21 protein-coding genes are annotated in these 18,448 nt (G+C 66.7%); 18 read left to right on the top strand and 3 right to left on the bottom strand.

From position 1 onward, the window contains the following. Positions 1 to 6: 6 nt before the first annotated feature. Complete coding sequence (locus C8258_RS10965; protein ID WP_199195659.1) at positions 7 to 198, bottom strand: hypothetical protein; 192 nt, start codon at positions 196 to 198, stop codon at positions 7 to 9. A gap of 519 nt (positions 199 to 717) precedes the next feature. Then, the gene (locus tag C8258_RS10960; RefSeq protein WP_063012274.1) at positions 718 to 1,422 is read right to left on the bottom strand and encodes a TetR/AcrR family transcriptional regulator; all 705 of its coding nucleotides are present in this window, start codon (positions 1,420 to 1,422) and stop codon (positions 718 to 720) included. 135 nt (positions 1,423 to 1,557) lie between these two features. On the opposite strand from C8258_RS10960, the gene C8258_RS10955 reads away from it, so the two are divergent. From C8258_RS10955 to C8258_RS10930, 6 genes are read left to right on the top strand one after another with little or no spacing between them, the layout of a single operon-like run. Further along, positions 1,558 to 2,781 carry an oxygenase MpaB family protein gene (locus C8258_RS10955; RefSeq protein WP_106955075.1) on the top strand — a complete coding sequence of 408 codons (1,224 nt, stop codon included), beginning with the start codon at positions 1,558 to 1,560 and terminating at the stop codon, positions 2,779 to 2,781. A 51-nt stretch (positions 2,782 to 2,832) separates the two neighbouring features. After that, the gene (locus tag C8258_RS10950) at positions 2,833 to 3,135 is read left to right on the top strand and encodes a hypothetical protein (protein ID WP_106955074.1); all 303 of its coding nucleotides are present in this window, start codon (positions 2,833 to 2,835) and stop codon (positions 3,133 to 3,135) included. Beyond that, complete coding sequence (locus C8258_RS10945; RefSeq protein ID WP_106955073.1) at positions 3,132 to 4,112, top strand: FAD:protein FMN transferase; 981 nt, start codon at positions 3,132 to 3,134, stop codon at positions 4,110 to 4,112. Before C8258_RS10950 ends, C8258_RS10945 begins: the two co-directional genes overlap by 4 nt. Beyond that, the gene (locus C8258_RS10940; RefSeq protein WP_106955185.1) at positions 4,109 to 4,675 is read left to right on the top strand and encodes a ferric reductase-like transmembrane domain-containing protein; all 567 of its coding nucleotides are present in this window, start codon (positions 4,109 to 4,111) and stop codon (positions 4,673 to 4,675) included. The genes C8258_RS10945 and C8258_RS10940 overlap by 4 nt, the downstream gene beginning before the upstream one ends. After that, positions 4,672 to 5,763: an NADH-ubiquinone oxidoreductase-F iron-sulfur binding region domain-containing protein gene (locus tag C8258_RS10935; RefSeq protein ID WP_106955184.1), complete on the top strand. Its 1,092-nt coding sequence runs from the start codon at positions 4,672 to 4,674 to the stop codon at positions 5,761 to 5,763. Before C8258_RS10940 ends, C8258_RS10935 begins: the two co-directional genes overlap by 4 nt. Next, positions 5,754 to 5,993, top strand: a complete 240-nt coding sequence (locus C8258_RS10930; RefSeq protein WP_233225004.1) for a ferredoxin — start codon at positions 5,754 to 5,756, stop codon at positions 5,991 to 5,993. The genes C8258_RS10935 and C8258_RS10930 overlap by 10 nt, the downstream gene beginning before the upstream one ends. A gap of 33 nt (positions 5,994 to 6,026) precedes the next feature. Here C8258_RS10930 and C8258_RS10925 read toward each other — a convergent pair whose 3' ends face one another. Further along, the gene (locus C8258_RS10925; RefSeq protein ID WP_106955071.1) at positions 6,027 to 6,275 is read right to left on the bottom strand and encodes a hypothetical protein; all 249 of its coding nucleotides are present in this window, start codon (positions 6,273 to 6,275) and stop codon (positions 6,027 to 6,029) included. A gap of 464 nt (positions 6,276 to 6,739) precedes the next feature. On the opposite strand from C8258_RS10925, the gene C8258_RS10920 reads away from it, so the two are divergent. The 12 genes from C8258_RS10920 (at position 6,740) to C8258_RS10865 (ending at position 18,165) form a co-directional block, all read left to right on the top strand. After that, the gene (locus tag C8258_RS10920; RefSeq protein WP_106955070.1) at positions 6,740 to 6,964 is read left to right on the top strand and encodes a hypothetical protein; all 225 of its coding nucleotides are present in this window, start codon (positions 6,740 to 6,742) and stop codon (positions 6,962 to 6,964) included. A 2-nt stretch (positions 6,965 to 6,966) separates the two neighbouring features. Then, complete coding sequence (locus C8258_RS10915; RefSeq protein WP_036509799.1) at positions 6,967 to 7,158, top strand: hypothetical protein; 192 nt, start codon at positions 6,967 to 6,969, stop codon at positions 7,156 to 7,158. Positions 7,159 to 7,461: 303 nt separating this feature from the next. Next, positions 7,462 to 8,280, top strand: coding sequence for an ABC transporter permease (locus tag C8258_RS10910; protein ID WP_039780084.1), 819 nt, complete (start codon positions 7,462 to 7,464; stop codon positions 8,278 to 8,280). Position 8,281: 1 nt separating this feature from the next. Further along, positions 8,282 to 9,145 (top strand): ABC transporter permease, encoded by an 864-nt coding sequence (locus tag C8258_RS10905; RefSeq protein ID WP_036509797.1) that lies wholly within the window; start codon positions 8,282 to 8,284, stop codon positions 9,143 to 9,145. Between the two features lie 9 nt (positions 9,146 to 9,154). Further along, entirely contained in the window at positions 9,155 to 10,606 is a 1,452-nt protein-coding gene (locus C8258_RS10900; protein WP_106955183.1) for an MlaD family protein, read from the top strand. Further along, positions 10,603 to 11,625: an MCE family protein gene (locus tag C8258_RS10895; protein WP_106955069.1), complete on the top strand. Its 1,023-nt coding sequence runs from the start codon at positions 10,603 to 10,605 to the stop codon at positions 11,623 to 11,625. The genes C8258_RS10900 and C8258_RS10895 overlap by 4 nt, the downstream gene beginning before the upstream one ends. Beyond that, the gene (locus C8258_RS10890) at positions 11,625 to 12,656 is read left to right on the top strand and encodes an MCE family protein (RefSeq protein WP_106955182.1); all 1,032 of its coding nucleotides are present in this window, start codon (positions 11,625 to 11,627) and stop codon (positions 12,654 to 12,656) included. Before C8258_RS10895 ends, C8258_RS10890 begins: the two co-directional genes overlap by 1 nt. Beyond that, the gene (locus C8258_RS10885; protein ID WP_106955068.1) at positions 12,656 to 13,759 is read left to right on the top strand and encodes an MCE family protein; all 1,104 of its coding nucleotides are present in this window, start codon (positions 12,656 to 12,658) and stop codon (positions 13,757 to 13,759) included. Before C8258_RS10890 ends, C8258_RS10885 begins: the two co-directional genes overlap by 1 nt. Next, positions 13,756 to 14,949 carry an MCE family protein gene (locus tag C8258_RS10880; protein WP_106955067.1) on the top strand — a complete coding sequence of 398 codons (1,194 nt, stop codon included), beginning with the start codon at positions 13,756 to 13,758 and terminating at the stop codon, positions 14,947 to 14,949. The genes C8258_RS10885 and C8258_RS10880 overlap by 4 nt, the downstream gene beginning before the upstream one ends. After that, complete coding sequence (locus tag C8258_RS10875) at positions 14,946 to 16,139, top strand: MCE family protein (protein WP_106955066.1); 1,194 nt, start codon at positions 14,946 to 14,948, stop codon at positions 16,137 to 16,139. Before C8258_RS10880 ends, C8258_RS10875 begins: the two co-directional genes overlap by 4 nt. Before the next feature lie 12 nt (positions 16,140 to 16,151). Continuing rightward, on the top strand, positions 16,152 to 16,880 hold the full coding sequence (locus C8258_RS10870) for a hypothetical protein (RefSeq protein ID WP_106955065.1): 729 nt from the start codon (positions 16,152 to 16,154) through the stop codon (positions 16,878 to 16,880). A 31-nt stretch (positions 16,881 to 16,911) separates the two neighbouring features. Continuing rightward, positions 16,912 to 18,165 (top strand): TetR/AcrR family transcriptional regulator, encoded by a 1,254-nt coding sequence (locus tag C8258_RS10865; RefSeq protein WP_106955064.1) that lies wholly within the window; start codon positions 16,912 to 16,914, stop codon positions 18,163 to 18,165. Positions 18,166 to 18,448 lie beyond the last annotated feature (283 nt).

The following is an 18,448-nucleotide window of genomic DNA, read 5'->3' as shown; positions in this document are numbered from 1 at the left end:
GGTCGGTCAGGTGGACCAGGCGCGGGGCAGCGCCCCAGCGTACCCAGTCCAGGTCGAATAGTCGGCGGTCAGGGCTGCGCCGAGGCCGCCGGCCAAGTGATGGCGGTGCTCGCTCCAGTCGACGCAGTAGCGGATCGCGGGCCGGCGCGGTGGCAAGCGGTCGGTATCGACACCGAGTTCGCGGAGTTCACCGATCACCTTCCGGTGCCGCCCGGCGGGTGCCGACAGGTTTGATCCAGATCTCCGGACCGTCCACCGTGAGAGTGTTCGGGTTGTGGAGCGTTAGGCCCACAGTCGTTTCCGGGCGCTGAATCCTCCACGGCGCCTGTCGATTCCGTTCGTCGCGATCGTCGTTCCCAGCCCCGGCTAACTCTCCGTATCGCCGTCGACTCCGCGGTCGCGCGCCGGTTGCTCGGTCGCCTCGGGGTGCGGGATCGCGACCGTTCGCCTGCTGTCCTCCACCGGCTCCCAGCCGCCTCGCGACACTCTTCGCAGCCCCATAAGTTGCTCACCATTCTTCGCTGAAAGTATAGACAGCCCTGGGCTTAGTTATGTATGTTAATCAATATTCTGAGCTGCCAAGAGGTGAGTCCGACCGTTGGGCCCGCACCGCTCGCGGCAGCTGCCCGCTCACCGTGGAGACGGAGGCTTCGACGATGAACCCCTATGTCCTGATTCAGAATCTGCTCAACCAGCTCGATCTCGGATCCGCGGGGATCAGCGCCCAGTAGCGGGCGCATCCGCGCCGGGGTCTAGGGGCGGCTCGAGCATCGGAACGAGATACTGCCGGGCGAGGGCCGCTACCTGATCGTCGTCGTCGAGGTCGATGACCTGGCTGGGGACCGCCAGATAGGAGGCGGAGATCCGGACCATCAACTCGGCCACCAGATCGACGTCGACCTCCTGGGCGACATGGCCGGCGCGCTGCTCGCGGCGGAGTTGGTCGGCCACGAACCGGCGCACCATGGCGACCGTATGGCCCTGATCGCCGATCATGGATCCGACGAGCATGTCGGGTTCGGCGGCGAGCAGCCCGCCGATGATCGGGTTCTTGCGGATCACCTTCAATGAGCTGACGAAACCGAGGACGACCCGGTCGGCTGCCGTGCGCGCGTGCCGGATGTCGACCAGGAACTGGTCGAAATAGCGCCGGTATTCGCGCACGATCACCTGCTCGACCAGGGCGTCCTTCGTCGCGAAACGGCGGTACACGGTGATGCGGGAGACGTTGGCCCGCCGGGCCACATCGTCCATGGTCGAGCGGCGGACGCCGAGGGCGCCGAACTGTTCGACCGCCGCGTCGAGTATGCGCGAGCGGATGTCGTCACCCTCGTCGACGCGGTCGACCGCGTCGGTGTACGCGCGTTCGAGTGGTGACGTGCCGTTTCCTGAACCCTTCGAGGGCGGTGATCCCAGCTTCACGGTGTCCTCTCACGCGCTTCGTTTCGAAAATCCTGACAACTTCTTGTGATCGCGGCCACGGTGTGGTCTCATCAAGATACTCAGAAACAGGGTTTGTATCTCTGTATCTGCTTCTCAATGAAGAGGGACAATAGCATGGACGGACTGGGTCTCAGCAGGCGCGATGCCCTGCGAGCAGGCAGTGGTTTGATCGGCGCTGCGGGCGCGCTGGCACTCGGCGCGCGGACCGCGCGGGCGGAGCCGTGGACATGGTCGCCGAGCGGTTCCGTGGTCGGCAGCGGTGGCGGGGCCGACCCGCTGACCGTGTGGGATCCGGAGGCGGATCCGGTGATCGCCGACGTCATGGACCACGAGGACATTCCGCGGATCAACAATCTGCTCCGGACCTGGGTGCGCAACGAGCAGCCCATTCCGGCCGGGTTGCCGCAGAATATGCGCGACTTCATGGAGTACGCGCGGCAGCTGCCGTCGTGGGCGGACGAGGCCAAGATGGCGGCCGGCTTCGAATTCAACAAGAAGCGCGGCACGTATCTGGGCGTGCTCTACGCCTTCGCCAGCGGCATGATGGCGAACGTCATCCCGCACGAGGCGCGCGCGGTCTACTACTCCCGGGGCGGTTCGCACCTGAAGGACCGCATCGCCAAAACCGCGAAATTCGGCTATGACATCGGCACGGTCAACGCCTATCAGCCGGGCGGCGAAATGATCGTGACCTGCGTCAAGACCCGCATCATCCATGCCGCGGTCCGGCATCTGCTCCCACAGTCGCCGCATTGGCCGTCCGAGCACACCCCGATCAGCCAGGACGACAAGATGGTCACCTGGCACAGCCTCGCCACGACCATCATGCGGACCTTCCGGACCTGGAATGTGCAGATCCCGGTGGCCGAAGCGGAGGGCTACCTGCACACGTGGCAGCTGGCCGGCCACTTCCTCGGCATTCGCGACGAATACATTCCCGCCACGTGGGAGCAGGCCGACGCCCAGGCCAAGCAGCAACTGGACCCGATCATCGAGGCGACGCCGGAAGGTATCGAGCTCGCGCACAACCTCATGGACCTGGGCTTCGACCTCGATCTGACACTGCTCAGCAAGCCCATTCTGGGTGCGTTCACCCGATTCATCCTGGGCGACAAGATCGCCGACGATCTGCGGATCGCGCGCGAGCCGGTGTGGGATCCGTTGCTGAAGTTCAGTTGGGGACCGTTCGTCGCGGTGCGCGAGGGTGTGATGGGCGTGATCCCGCCGACCGCGGATGCGACCTGGTTGTTCGACGAATTCCTGCGGCAGTTCGTGCTGTGGTACATGGCCGAACTGCGGATGCCGCTGAGCATCGAAATCCCGCAGACCAACCGGTGATTCGCCGATTTCGCGGGCGACAGCGGTATCAGAGGCGAAGGTAGAACACAGATGACAACGAACCCGAATCTCTCGCGAATCCGCCGCGGCGCCACCGGAATATTCGTCGCCGCGACGGTCGCCGTCGGTGGACTCGCCGTGGAATTGGCGGTGCAGGGCGGAACCATCGGCCATGCGGCGAAACCCGCGGGAACCGTGCAGCGGGTGTCCGTGGACGTGCACACGGCCGATCCGGTCTCGGCGCCGACTTCCCCTGCACCGCAACCGGAAAGCAGCCGGTCGGGGGAGTGGACGCCCACGCCGCCGGTGCAGAATTCCGACAGCGAGCCGCACGAGCACACCGCCGGGTCATGAGCACCGCGCGAGGCGCGGCGGCGGCCTCGGAGACGTTTCCGGCGATCGGGACGTCGGTCGTGGTCGTCTGCACCGATGCCCGGGAGCTGGCTCGTGCGGCCGATCTGGTCCGCGCGCGGCTGGACGACCTCGATCGTGCCGCCTCGCGCTTTCGCGCGGATTCCGAACTCGCGGTGATCAATTCGCGCAGCGCCGAATCGGCCCGCGCGGGTCGTTCGGAGCAGGTGCGCATCCCTGTCGGCACGACCCTCGGGTCGTGTCTGCGGGCGGCGATGCGCACCCAGCGCCTGACCTCGGGGTTGGTCTCGGCCTCCCTGGGGGCGGCGCTGATCGCCTGCGGCTACGACGACGATCTGGATGCGGTGCGCGCCCGCGGTGACATGGGCCCGCTCGCAGCCGATCAGATCTCGATTCCTCTGCGGCACATGATCTTCGACGAGCAGCGGGGCGAGGTGGCGCTGTCCCCGGGAACCGTACTGGATCTGGGCGCGAGTGCGAAGGCGTGGGCGGCGGATACGATCGCCGCCGAACTGGCCGCGATCGGGCCCGGTGGCTATCTGGTGAATCTGGGCGGCGACATCGCCGTCGCGGGCACCGGCCCGCCGCAGGGCTGGTCCATCGGGGTGCGGGACTGGAACGACGCCGTGGTGCAGGTCGTCACCTCGACCGGGCAGGCGTTCGCGACCTCGTCGACGCGGCTGCGCACGTGGGTGCGCGGCGGCATTCGCCGCCATCACATCATCGACCCGCGCACTGGACTGTCCGCCCGGACGCGGTGGGCGCAGGTCACCTGCGCGGGACCCGATGCGGTGCAGGCCAATGCGGCCTCGACGGCCGCGATCATCCTCGACGATCAGGCGCCGCGATGGCTGACCGATCGCGGCGTGCCCGCCTGCCTGATGACCGTCGACCACGAGGTGGTGACGACTCCGGGGTGGCCCGCCCCGACCGCGACGCGGAAGCGGCACGTGTCATGACCAGTCCGTGGCTGTGGTATGTCTCGCGCGCCGCCGGTATGGTCACCCTCGTGCTGCTGGCCCTGGTCGCGCTGCTCGGAATGTTCACGGCCGCGCGGGTGCGCCCCCGACTCGCGGTATCGGCCGTGGCGATGGGTCTGCATCGCACGCTGGCCCTCGGCACGATCGTCTTCCTGGCCGCGCACGTCGTGACCGCGACGGTCGATACGTACGTCCATCTCGGATGGCTGTCGACGGTGGTGCCGTTCACGGCCGGTTACGAACGGCAATGGGTCGCGCTGGGCACCCTCGCCCTGGATATCCTGCTGGCGGTCGTCGCGACGTCCGTGCTGCGCCACCGGCTGCCGATCCGGATATGGCGTGCGGTGCACCTGCTCGCGTACGTGATGGCGCCGGCGGCGGTCGTGCACGGACTGACGATGGCCTCGGCGCACGATCCGGCGCTGTTCGCCGTCACCGTGGCCTGTGGTGTGGCGCTGGCGGGCGGCGCCGTATGGCGCTGGGTCCTTCCCGACGCGGACCGACATCGCCGCTCGGACATCGCCGCTCAGGAGTGGACGTGACCGGACTGGTGGAGATGCTGGCGGCCGCCGGGCTGCGCGGCCGCGGCGGAGCGAACTTTCCCACCGCCGCCAAACTCGAACTCGCCGCCCGCCACCGGGCCGAGCTGATCGTCAATGCCTGTGACGGAGAATGGGATTCGGCCAAGGACGCGTGGGTCGTCGCGCATCATCTGCCCGAGGTGCTCGACGGCGCCCGGCGCATTATGGCGCAACGGGTGCGGGTGGCCGCGCACCGCGGTTCGCGGACCCTGGCGGTACTGGAGGCGGCGGGGGTCGACACCCTCGCCGTGCCCCCGCGGTACGTGTCGTCGGAGGAATCGGCGCTGGTCCGGCTGGCGCACGGCGGTCCGGCGCGACCGGTGATGCGGTTCGCCCCGATCACGGGCGGCGGCCGGGACCCGCGCGGGCGACGACTCGCGCCGACACTGGTTCTCAACGTCGAAACGGTGTGGCGGATCCAGCAGATCGCGGAATACGGGCCCGGCTGGTTTCGCTCCTACGGCACTGCCGACGAGCCCGGACCGCGCCTGGTGACCGTTGCCGACGGGGTCCGCGCCCCCGGTGTCCATGCCGCGGAGGCGGGCCTGCCGGTCTCCGAAATCCTCGATCGGGCAGGCGGTCTCACCGCCTCTCCGCAAGCGCTGTGGGTGAACGGTCTGAGCGGCGGATTCCTGCCCGCCGAGGCGCGACATACGCTGTGGTCGCGATCAACCTTGGCGCCGTTCGGAATCGGGACCGGCGTCGGCACCTTTCGTGTCCTCACCGCCGGCAGCGATCCGTGGCAGGTGGTGCTGTCCGCGCTGACCTATGCGGCGGGAGAATCCGCCGGCCAGTGCGGCCCGTGCATGTTCGGATTGCCCGCGCTGCGCGACGATCTGAGCGACCTGCTCGAGCGGCGAGCCTCGGCCGAGACCGCCGAGCGGCTCCTGCGCGGGCTCACCCGTGTTCCGGGGCGAGGTGCTTGCCGGTTTCCCGACGGTGTGGCGCGGTTCCTGGCTTCCGCGCTGGACGTGTTCGGCACCTCGCTGCTCGTCGAAAGCCCAGGGAGCGAGCAATTTTCGGCGCACAAGGATGAATCGTGTCCCTGACAACTCGAGCCCTCGGTATCACCCGGCCCCCGTCCGGCGTCCTGGCGGTCGATCGCATCGCCTGCACCGGCCACGGCATCTGCGCGCACGTGCTGCCGGAGCAGATAGTTCTGGACGACTGGGGTTATCCCATCCTCACCGGCTCCGAACCGGACCCCGCCCTCGCGACCGAGGCGATCAAACTCTGCCCGGCTGCGGCCCTGCGCTGGGTCGGGCCGCCGGTCCGCTGACGAGAGATATGTTGGCGCCCAGCGCAATTGAGATCACAGCTCCGTGCGCGCCGTCATCACCGTGGGCGCCGATGTGCCGGACCACCCGCACGGCGAGGCGCAGGTCGCGATGACCGCATCGGTGATCGTGCCGTCGCTGTAGAGCGTGGTTCGCAGGACGGCCTGTGCCGGGTAGCCGCAGGCCTGGCATTTGCCGAAGTAGTTGAGAATTTCGCGCGATCGGACAGCGGCGATACTGCGCCGCCCGGATGCGCCGTCCGGATGGATGATTTCGCTGGGCACGGTGATCCTTCGATTCGGTGGACCCGGTGGCGTCGGTGAACGACAATCGAGCCGGCCGGGATCCGCTGCCGAGACCGGCGATCCCCCTGCGACATCGCCGGGCTCACGCACCGGTCGTGCCGGGCCCGTCGTGGTCACACCCGTGGGCCGTTCGCATCCGACGGTCGGCGGCACCCTTCCATGTTAATCCTTGCAACTCCGGATGTGCAGGAATTATCGGTAACTTCCAGCTCGCGGACGACTTCCTGGGCTGCCGCCTCTGATCGTATGAGCACCGACTATTCACCGTCCGGCCAGTTCCGGGCGACAACTTCACAAAACGTGAATTTCCAGTAACATACGCATCTGCGGGCCCGCGAATCGCCGGGGGACCGCGGCCGACGGGCAAGGGTGCCCGTATCCGGTGCCTGCGAGAGGCGCGTGCACCGGATGTCCGGCCGATGGGTGAAAGGACTTGCGTCGCAATGCTGAAGCGACTCGATCGGCTACTGAGCTACGAGATGAAGGTGTCCGAATTCCTCGGGACACTCATCATTCTCGCCGTGCCCTACGGCATCATCGGGGTGATCTGGACCCTGACGCACACCTCGCACCTGAAGCAGATGCATGGCATCGACGTGGTCATCTCCTTCCTGGGATCGATCGTGTGCTGGCCCGTGCTCACCTTCTCGAACGTCTGCATGACCTAGTCATGATGGCGCTGGTGTGGCTCATCGACATCGTGGTGATCGGAGTCAAGATCCTCGGTGGGCGAATCAAGGTCAATCCTGTTCTCCGATTCGGCCTGTGGGTCGCGGTGTCGTGTGCGGTGGGCGCCGGGATCGCACTGCTCGGGGCGCTGGTGGTGCTCCTGCAGCACTACTTGGAGAATCTCCCCGAATAGACCCGGTGGTGGTCGTCTGAAGACGGAATATTCCATAACTTGATGCCGCCGCGTTCTACGCTCAATCCTGTGTAATCTCGCGCCCGACCTGATTCGATATGCGAGAACAGTCGATAACTTACTATCTTGTGTCGCACCGAATCGGTGTGTAACACTTCACACGCTCAACGCCCGGCAGCTCGGTTGCGGCTGTCCGCGACAACTGGTGAGCGTGAGAAAGGAACGACCGCTGTGACGTCGACCCGAGCCTCCGATCGGCCGGACCCGCCGGCTCCGCCGTGGCGGACCACCGACGAGGGCGAACTGCAGCGACTCGTCGATGCCGCCGGCGGCCTCTGGCGCCGGCATCCGCAACGTTCGCTGGAAACCCTCGGCCGGCAGGTCGCGCTGGGGCGAGAGGCGTTCGTTCAGCTCTTCGTCGCGATGATCCAGCGCCGGTTCCCGTACCAGGAGTTCATCAGGCAGTGCGCCTTCATGGCCAACGTCTCGGCCGCCCCGACGGTGTTCGTGGCCATCCCGATCGCGGTCGTGGTGTCCATCGAGGTCGGTGCGCTGGTGAACCAGGTGGGCGCGACGACGTTCATCGGTTCGGTTGCCGCACTGGGGATCATCCGTCAGGGCGCGCCGCTGGTCTCCGCGCTGATGATCGCCGGCGCGGTGGGTTCGGCGATCTGTGCCGACCTCGGCTCGCGGACGATCCGCGAGGAGATCGACGCCATGCGGGTGATGGGTGTCGATCCGGTGCGCCGGCTGGTCGCTCCGCGGCTGGCCGCGGCGGTGCTGGTGAGCGTATTGCTCTGCGGCTTCATAGTTTTCGTCGGATTCGCGACGGCGTACATGTTCAATGTGTACGCCCAATCCGGCACTCCCGGATCGTTCATCGGATCGTTCGCGTCGTTCGCGGTGGCCAGCGATCTGTTGATCGCCTTGACGAAGGCCGCGATCTTCGGCGCGCTCACGGCGATCATCGCCTGCGATGTGGGTCTGCACACCAGCGGCGGCCCGGCCGGTGTCGCGAATTCGGTGAACTCCGCGGTGGTCAGCTCGGCGCTGATGTTGTTCGCCACCAACATCATTCTGACCCAGCTGTCGAATACCCTGCTCCCGACGAAGGTCGCCTGAGATGGCCAGCTCCTACACGCCGCCCGCGGCCCGGCCGCTGCGGGCCGTCGGACATGCGGCGCTGGCCCCCGTGCACGCGAACCAGCGCCTCGGGCATCAGGCCATCACCTTTTTCCAGGCACTGGCCGCGATACCGTTCGTGGTCAAGCACTATCGGAAGGAGCTCGCCCGGCTGACGGCCGATGTGAGCTGGGGCAACGGGTCGCTGATCGTCGGTGGCGGCACCATCGGCGTCGTCTTCATCCTGTGTTCGTTCGGCGGGATCATCGTCGGAATGGAGTCGTTCACGGCGTTGAACCTCCTGACCATGAGCCCGCTGACCGGCGCCATCGCCGGTTTCGCGACCACCCGGGAATTGGCGCCCATTCTGGCGACCCTGGCCTTCGCGATTCAATCGGGCTGCCGGTTCACCGCGCAGCTGGGCTCGATGCGGATCTCCGAGGAGATCGACGCGCTGGAATCGTGCGCGATCCGCCCGCTGCCCTACCTGGTCAGCACCCGGATGATCGCGGCGACGGTGACGATCGTCCCGCTCTACAGCGTCGGTCTGGCCGCCGCCTACCTGACCACCAAACTCACGGTGCTGTTCCTCGGCGGCACCACCGCGGGGACCTACGACCACTACTTCTTCCAGTTCCTGATCGGGCCGGACGTGTTCTATTCACTGCTGAAGGTCGTGATCTTCACCCTGCTCGCCACCTTCATCCAGTGCTACTACGGCTATGTCGCCAGCGGCGGGCCGGAGGGAGTCGGCGTGGCGGCCGGGCGGGCGATCAAGATGGTGATCGTCGTGATGGTGTTCGCGAATCTCTTTCTCACCCTGGCTATCTGGGGCATCGACCCCGGATTCCGGATCTCAGGATAGGTGTCGTTCGTGATTCTCGATCCCAGTGGCCGCGGTGCGACCGCTCGCCAGCTCACGCTGGCCGGTCTCGCGATGCTGCTCGTGGTGGCCGCGCTGCTGTATCTGCTCGCGCTGCGCTACACCGGTCGTTTCACCGAGAAGGTGCCCGTCCACGCCGTTCTCACCAGTACCGGAGACGGGCTGCCCAAACATGCCGACGTGAAATTCCGCGGCATGGTCGTCGGCACCGTCGATTCGGTCGAGGTGGTGGCGAAAGGGGAGCGCCAGCGCGCCGACATCGCGCTGAAACCACATGTCGCCGAGGCGATTCCGGCCAATGTCACCGCCCGTGTCATTCCCAACAACCTGTTCGGCGTGACCGCGATCGAATTGGTCGACAACGGGCCCGATGCCGTGAAACTGCATTCCGGCTCGACCATCGCGCAGGACACCGGTGCCGCGACCATCCAATTGCAGACCACGCTGAACGTGCTGCGCAATGTGCTGAGCAATATTCAGCCCGAGAAGCTGGGCCGGGTGCTGGCGACGCTGTCCGCGGCGCTGGAACCGTCGGCGCGGGTGCCGGGTTCGACCGTGGAGCGGCTCGACACCTGGCTCACCCAGATTCACGACATTCCCGATATCGGCGACCTGCTGGGTGATCTGGGCCGTGCCGCCACCGCACTGAGCCAGTCGGCGCCGGAATTGGTGGGAGTGCTGTCGGACTCGGTGACGACCGCGCGTACCCTCACCGAGCGCCGCTCGAATCTCGTTGCGCTGCTGACGAATGCGGGCGGCGCGGTCGACTCGGTCAACCACCTGTTCGCACGCAATCCGGATTCGGGCAAATTCCTCGTCGCCGGGCTGGACGATCTGTTCGGCGGCCTGGCCAGGGATCCGGAGGCGATTCCGTTCACCGCCGCCAACCTCAACACGGCGTTGCAGCGTCTGAAGACCACGTTCCACTGGGGTCCGAAACAACAGATGGTGTGGGCGATGGACGCCTCGCTCACACCGTTCCAGCAGTACACCGCGAAGGACTGCCCGCATTACGGCGACGAGTACGGTCCGCGCTGCGGTGGTGCGTCGGTGCCGAATGTGGCTCCGCCGCAAGAATATCCGCAACAGCAGCTGCCGCGGTGGCTCGACGCGGCCGGACCCCGTCCGACGCCGGCTCCCGCCGCGCCGGCCGCGCCCGCGCAGCAGCCGCTGGTCCCCGGCCTGCCCGCCCTGCCCGGTGTTCCGGCGCTGCCCGGTCTGCCGAGCCTGCCGCTGATCCCCGGCATCACCGCACCGGCCGCCTACCGCGCCACGCCCGGTGATCCGGCGGCCACCCGTCCCGCCGCCCTGCGCGGGGCCGCCGCGGTCGCCGCGGTGGTCGGCGGGCCGCCGAATCTGGCGCAGCTCCTGCTGCTGGGGCCGGTCCTCGCCGGGGGCTACCTGACCGTCGGTGAGACGCCGGAAGGCGGTGTGACACAGTGAAATCGACGAAGGCACTGATCGGTTTCGGCATCTTCGCGGTCGTCGCGATCGCGCTGACCTCGACCATCTACGGCACTCTGCAACGCACGGTGCCGGGCTCGACCAGCCGGTATTCGGCCGTCTTCTCCGATGTGCTCGGACTGCGGGTCGGCGACGACGTGCGCATGGCCGGGGTGCGGGTCGGCCGGGTCGACAAGATCGACTTCGTCGGCGACTACAAGGCCGGCGTGGAGTTCAGCATCCGGAGCAACCAGCATCTGACCACCACGACCAAGGCGATGGTGCGCTACCAGAACCTGATCGGCCAGCGCTACGTCGCGCTGGCGCCGGGGAAGGAGGCGGGCACATCGTTGCCGGCGGGTGGGCGAATTCCCCTCGAGCACACCGAGCCGTCGTTCGACGTGTCGGCCTTGCTGTCCGGCTTCGAACCGCTGTTCTCGGTGCTGCAACCCGATCAGGTGAATTCGCTGTCCGAGACGCTGATTCAGGCGCTGCAGGGCAACCAGGTCTCGCTGAGCACCTTGATCACCCAGGCCGCGCAGCTGGCCGGAACCTTCGGCCGGCGCGACAAGATCCTCGGTGACGTGGTCTCGAACCTCGGCAGCGTGATGTCCGGCCTGGCACATCGCAGCAACGAGCTGGAGACACTGATCACCCAGACCCGTTCGCTGATGGACGGGCTCTACGCCCAGGGTGAGGCGCTGAAGTCGTCGGTCGACCAGGTCGCCACCTCGACCGATTCGCTGGTCGGATTGGTGGCCCAGGTCAAGCCCGGCATCGCGGCCGCGCAGAACAAGGCGACCACCGGTGTGGCGCTGCTGCTGCTCAACGGCGCGTCGCTGGACCGTGCGGCGGTGCAATTGCCGAACGTGCTGAACCGGGTGGCTCAGTTCTCCAGTTACGGCGCCTACGGCAACGCCTACTTCTGCGGTCTCGACGTCTCGCTGTGGGGCGTGCTCCTGCCGCCGGGCCTGTTCTCCCAGATCGGTGGCAACGCGCATTCGGAGGTGTGCCGGTGATGGCGAGGTTCGCGCGACCGAGGTTGCCGAAGATGTTCGGCTTCCTGCGCAACCGGTATCTGCGGCTCGGCCTGATCGCCTCGGCGACCGTGCTGATCCTGCTGCTCGGCTCCAGCGCGCTGACCCAGGCGCGTCTGGGGGACAAGACGATTCACGCCGAATTCGCGCAAGCCGCGGGGCTGCGTCCCGGTGCGACCGTCGACGTCTCGGGGATCGAGGTGGGTGCGGTGCGGGCGGTGCGGCTCGACGGCGCCAAGGTGGTCGCGGATCTGAAGGTGCGCGGCGATCTGCGGCTGGGACCGGACGCGCGGGCGGCGATCAAGATGTCGACCATCCTCGGGCGGCTGCACGTGGACCTCGTACCGGGGAACGGAAAAGGTTTGCCGGGCAACCGGATCAAGCTCGATCACACCAGCGTGCCCTACAACCTGAGCAAGGTGATCCAGGACCCGCAGTACAAGGCCTCGTTCGAACGGATCGAGCGGATCGACCCGCAGAAGTTGCGGGAGGCGCTCGACACCATGAACCAGCAGATGGGCGACTCGCCGCAGCTGGCGGTGCAGGCGCTCGACAGCATCGGCTCGCTGGCCAAGGTGATCAACGACCGCCGCGACGAGGTCGACACCCTGCTGAAGGGGATGGATCAGGTCTCCCAGCTGGTCGCCGACAACCAGAACAGCGTGCTGATGCTGCTGACCCGTGGCGAGGCCATCGGCCAGGCGGTGCAGAAGCGCCGGCAACTGCTGAAGAACCTGCTCGACAATGTCGCCGCACTGTCGAAGTTGCTGCAGGACATGGGGTTGGAGAACAACAACCAGTTCGGCCCGATGATCCGGGATCTGAACACCATGTCCGAGGGGCTGGAGAAGAACAAGACCAACCTCGACCGGCTCTACGAGATCATGCCGGTCACCTTGCGGCAGTTCAACAACGTATTGGGCAACGGACCGTACGGCGATGTGTATGTGCCGTGGGGACTGTTCCCCGACAACTGGATCTGTTTCGCACAGGTCGTTCAGGGGTGTAAGTGATGAAACTGCGCGCACTGGCCCAACTCGCCGCGGTGTGCCTGGTCGCCTCCGCCGGCTCGGGCTGTTCGCTGCTGCCGGGTTCGCTCGGCACGACCACCGACGAGGTGCTCGGCGACAACATGCGCATCAGCGCCGATTTCGACAACGTTGCCGGGCTCTACGCCGGCAACGAGGTCGATGTGCTGGGTGTGCCGGTCGGCACCGTCGAATCGGTCGAGGCCAAGGGCACCTACGTGCAGGTGGTCATGAAGGTCGACAAGAGCGTGAAACTGCCCGCCGACGCCATGGCCGCACTGGTGAATCCACAGCTGATCACCAACCGCCACGTCGAACTGGCGCCGGCCTACGACGGAACCGGCCCCACCATGGCCGACGGCGCGCATATTCCGTTGCCGCGCACCAGGACACCGGTGGAGCTCGACCGCATCATGCAGACCTTCGACCAGCTCGGGGCATCGCTGAAGGGCGACAGCGACACCGGGCCGATGGCCAGCCGGGTGTTGTTCCCGCTGCTCAACGGCAACGGCGACAAACTGCGCGAAACCCTGGACGCGCTGTCGGGCGCGTTCGAGACGACGTTCGCCAACAAGGACCAGATCTCCAATACGATCGTCAAGCTCAACGACGTCACTCAGGTCATCGCCCAGAACGATCAGACCGTGCGGGATTTCAGCGGCCGGCTCACCGAATTGCTGAAGCTGATGGGCGATCAGGCGCCCGGCTTACAGGCGGTGCTCACCCAGCTCAACGATTTCGTCGCCAATACCGCCACGGTGGTGGGGCAGAACAAGGACCAGCTCGCCGGAGCTCTGACCCGGTTCGTCGCAATCAGCGATCAGATGCGCGCCAATGCCCGCAATCTCACCGAAATCGTGGATGTCGCACCGCTGATGTTCGAGAACCTGGCCAACGCCACCAGTTACGAACATCAGGCGCTGCGCCTGCACGGCCTGCTCGACAAATCCGTGCTCGACGGTGAAGCGCTGTCCACCTTCTGCGAGCGGGTGATGATGCGCCTCGACGGCTGCCGGACCGGAAGGATCGCCGATATGGGGCCCGATTTCGGACTCACCGCCGCACTTCTGGGGATCAGCGGAAAATGACACGATCACAGCGCAGAGCATCCCGTCGCGGCCTCGTTGTCATCGCCCTCGCGAGCGCCACCACACTCGGCATCAGCGGATGCGGGCTGACATTGGAGAATGTGCCGATGCCCAAGCCGGGTATCGGCGGTCCCGGCTACACCGTGCACGCCGCGTTCACCGATGTGCTGAATCTGCCCGATCACGCGCACGTGCGCATCGGCGGCACCGATATCGGCACCGTCACCGGTATCGAGACCACGAATTTCGTCGCCGATGTGCGGATGCAGATCAGATCCGACATCGTGCTGCCGCGCGGGACGACGGTGGAATTGCGCCAGGCCACGCCGCTGGGTGATATGTCGGTGGCCATGACCCTGCCGTCCGCGCAGGAGGCGGGCCCGCCGTTGCGCGACGGAGACACCATCGGCGTCGATCACACCGGCACCGCCGCCTCCGTCGAGCAGTTGATGATGTCGGTGGCCATGCTGGTCAACGGCGGCGGTATCAACCAGGCCGCGCAGATCACCACGCAGATGAATTCGATGTTCGCCGGGCGCGGACCGCAATTGGCGCATCTGCTGAGCGAGATGACCGGCGTCATCTCCGCGCTCAATCAGCGCACCGGCGATATCGACGCGACCCTCCAGGGTTTGAATACCCTCTCCGGCGAATTGGCCAGGCGCAAAAAGGAACTCGGCGCGGCGGCCGACACCTTCCCGCAACTGCTCGGCCTGGTGAACGAGAACAATCAGCGCATTGTGGATCTCACGACGAAGGTGTCGACCACCATGGCGGCGCTGGGCGATTTCACCGATACCACCAGCCCGCAGTTCCTGAGCCTGTTCGACAGCATTCAGAAACTCATGTCGGGCTTCACGGAAATGGGCGGCAATCTCACCGAGGCGCTCAACGGGCTCAACGACATCTATCCGCCGCTGATGGCCAGCCTGCGGGGTTCCGGACTGGCCGTCATGCCCGTGGTGTCGTATCTGAGTATCGGAGCACTCAGTGATCCGCACGGCAGCCGGTGGCCCGAAATCGGCGACGTTCCGGCGTTCGCGGGCAGTTTGGCGCAAGTATTCGAGAAAGTGTTCGGCCGGGTCGTCAGTCCGCCGCAGCCGGTGCCGGGTACGACGCCTCCCGGCGCGAATCCGCCGGACGCGCCCGGTGCGCCGACCGAACCTTCCCAGCAGGGTGGTGAGCGATGAATACTCCGCTGTGGAACTGGGTGGTGCGGCGGCGCATCGCTCTGGCCAACCTCAGCCTGATCGTGGTGCTGGTGATCGGGTCCGGATATCTGGCCCGGTATGTGTTGCGGTTCAATCCGATTCCGCACACCTTCACCGTCACCGTGCAACTGGCGACCTCGGGCGGCATCCTCCCGGGCAACGACGTGACCTTCCGCGGCACCCGGGTCGGCAAGGTCGCCGATGTGCGGGTCTCCGGGGACGGAATCGACGCGATCGCCGAGATCGACGACAGCGCGAAGATTCCCGTCGGCGGTGCGGTGCACGTCGGCCGGCTGTCCGCGGCGGGCGAGCAGTACCTGGACTTCCGGCCCGACGCCGATACCGGTCCGTATCTGTCCGAGGGCGCCGTGGTGGAGCGCGCACGCACCAGCGTGCCGATCCCGGTGCAGAATCTGCTGACCGACCTCAGCGGATTCATCGGCGGATTGAATCCGGACCGGCTCACCGTCATCGTCGACGAGCTGGACACGGCGCTGGGCGGGGGCCCGGATCGATTGCGCAACATGATCTCCGGGATCAGCCGTGCGATGGCGGGGTTGTCCGATCTGCTGCCGCAGACCCAGCAGCTGCTCGAGAACCTGCAGGTGATCGCGGAGACCACCTCGCACGCCCAGCCCGACCTGAGCACCCTCACCGCGGCGGGCAGCGCGCTGTTCCAACAGGCCACCGCCGCCGACAACGAAATCCGGAAGTTCCTCGACCAGGGCCCGGGTGAACTGGCGACCCTCGGTGACGTGGTGGCGAAGAATCAGGATCCGCTGACCGATCTGGTCACCAATTTCGTCGCCATCACCAAGGCCGCGAAACTGCGCCAGCCGGCGATCGAGGCACTGTTTCCCGCACTGCGCCAAGGCATTCAAGCGCTCGGGGTGCCCGCCCACGACGGCGCGTATCACACGCTCGCCGACTTCTGGCCGCGTCCGACCTGCGACTACGACACGATTCCGGTCACCCCGACCAAGATCATGACCGACACCCGGGTGCGGCTGTACAACTACTGCCTCACCGCCGATCCCGCACTGCAGGTGCGTGGTTCGGCCAATGCGCCGCGGCCGAACCTCCCCGACAACGGATCCGGACCGCCGCCGGGAGTCACCGGCAACGAGATGTCGCGGCCCATCCCGTCCGGCCCCATACCCGACAACTAGGAAGCGAACACGATGAGCGACAAGGAAAGCGGAGGCGCCGAGAAGCGCGAACCCACGGTCGACGCCGTCGACGAACCGGAGACCGCGGCAGCTGTGGAACCCGACACGGCCGGATCGGATGCGGCGGGGACATCCGACACCGGCGAGTCGAATCCCACTGAAACGAATCCCACCGAAACGCCCACCGCGGCAAAGAGTTCCCCACTATCGCGACTGCGTCCGGCCGCCGGCGGACGCGGTGTGCGGATCGGCCTGCGGGCGGCGGTGGCCGTGGTCCTGGGCGCCGCGATCGGCGCGAGTATCTACTTCTACCTGCAGAACAAGGATCACGAGGAGGTGCTGGACGCGCAGGCGCAGGCCCGCCGGGCCGCCTGCGCCTATGGTCCCGTGGTCTCGACCTACGATTCCAAACATCTCGACCAGTACGTTCGCGATGTGCTGGCCGGCGCGTCCGGTGAGTGGAAGAAGCAGTTCGAATCCAACAGCAAGGATCTCAGCGACGTCCTGGCCAAGGGCGAGGTCGTCGCGAAGTCGACCGATGTGCAGTGCGCGATCCGTTCCGGGGACAAGAATTCCGCGGAGGCGATCGTGGTGATCGGGCAGACCATCACCAGCTTGGGCACCCAGGGCAAACCGGAACCGGGACAGCTGTCGACGGTGATGCGACTGCAGAAGCAGGGCGACCGCTGGCTGGTCGACAAGATCAGTACGCCGCTGACTCCGCTGCCGCCGCAGTCGTAGCGGTCCTCGGCGAAAAGGATTGGCAGACAATTTGAGTCGCGCACAGGACGGTCGCGCGAAGGCGACGGCGCCGGCCACGCACAACCCCGAACGCGTGATCCGCCGCCGGCCCAAGAACCGCCGGGCGCAGATCGCCTCCGCCTCGGCGGCGGCCTTCGGATCGCTGGGCTATCACGGCGTGAGCATGGAGGATATCGCCGCCCGGCTGGGGATTTCCTCGGCGGCGCTGTACCGGCACTATCCGAGCAAGTACGCACTGTTCCGCGAGGAGCTGCTGCGTTTGTCCGCCGCCGCGGTGACGGCGGTGACGCTGCCCGCGGAGGTGCAGGGCCACAGCGCGGAAGCGCGACTCGGACTCGTCATCGACGCCATCGTGGCCGATACCATCGCCAACCGGCCGACGGCCGCGCTGGCGCGGTGGGAGGCCCGCTACCTCGATCGCGACGACCGCCGGACCTTCGACGAACGGTTCGAGACCGCGATCTCCGCGCTGCGTGCGCTGATCGGCGAACTACGCCCGGAATCGGCCCGCCGCGAGGGTCTGGTGCGCGCGGTCGCGACCTTCAGTGTGGTGAGCAGTATCGGCGACCACCACGCGCATCTGCCGGCGAAATCGCTCGCGGTGGTGCTGAGCGAGGCCGCCTGGTCGTTGATCCGAACCGACCTGCCGGTTGCCGCCGACCCGCCGGAACCCTTGCGGGCGAACGATATTCCGCCATCGTTCAAACATCAGGTGCTGCTGAACAAGGCGGTCGAGCTGTTCCACGAGCGGGGTTACCCGAATGTGAGCGTGGAGGAGATCGCGGCGGCGGCCGAACTGTCGGCGGCCTCGGCGGTGTACCGGTACTACCGCAGCAAGGATGCCCTGCTGGCGGCGGCATTCCGGCGGGTGGCCGACCGGATGGCCGCCGCGATCGCACCCGCGGTGGAGGCGTCGCAGACCTCCGAGGAGGCGCTGGCGAAACTGATCGACCTCTATGTCGCGGGATCGTTCGCCGAGCGCGAGCTGACGTTCGTCTACTACGCCGAATTCGGCAATGTCGGCGCCTACGAGCGGACGGTGCTGCGCAATATCCAGCGGCTGGTGGTGGCCGAATGGGTGGAGCTGCTGGTGGATGCGCGGCCGGAGCTGACGCGGGCGCAGGCTCGCATCCTCGTCCATGCCGGGTTCGGGCTCGTCGTCGGTCTCGGGCGGCTGTTCGGCAACAACCAGCAGATGTGTCCTCGTGCCCATGTGGTCAGGCTGATGGAGATGACGTTGTTCGGGCGACTCGCCACGCGGTAGACGTGCAGCCGTCGGAATGTTCGACAACTTAGTTGGCGGACCTAGGCTTAAGAACCGAATATCGCGGTTCCCGACGCGTTGATCAGATCAGAATTGTGAGTAACATGATGAAGGCCGGGCCGACCCTGAGGAGTATCCGAGGGGGTGTCGCCGTGGCAGAGGGAGAAACCCGCGAGAGCGCCGGTAACCGCGCATCGGTGGTTGTCGCGTCGGCTCCGAGACGAGCCGGTCTGCCGGGTGGGCCCTCGGGCTCCCGTGTCGCATGGTGCCGCCGATCCCGGCG

The sequence above is a fragment of the Nocardia sp. MDA0666 genome, from assembly GCF_003023875.1.
Lineage (GTDB): Bacteria > Actinomycetota > Actinomycetes > Mycobacteriales > Mycobacteriaceae > Nocardia > Nocardia aobensis.
Note: the sequence above shows the minus strand (reverse complement) of the source record. Positions and strands in the feature narration are given on the sequence as shown.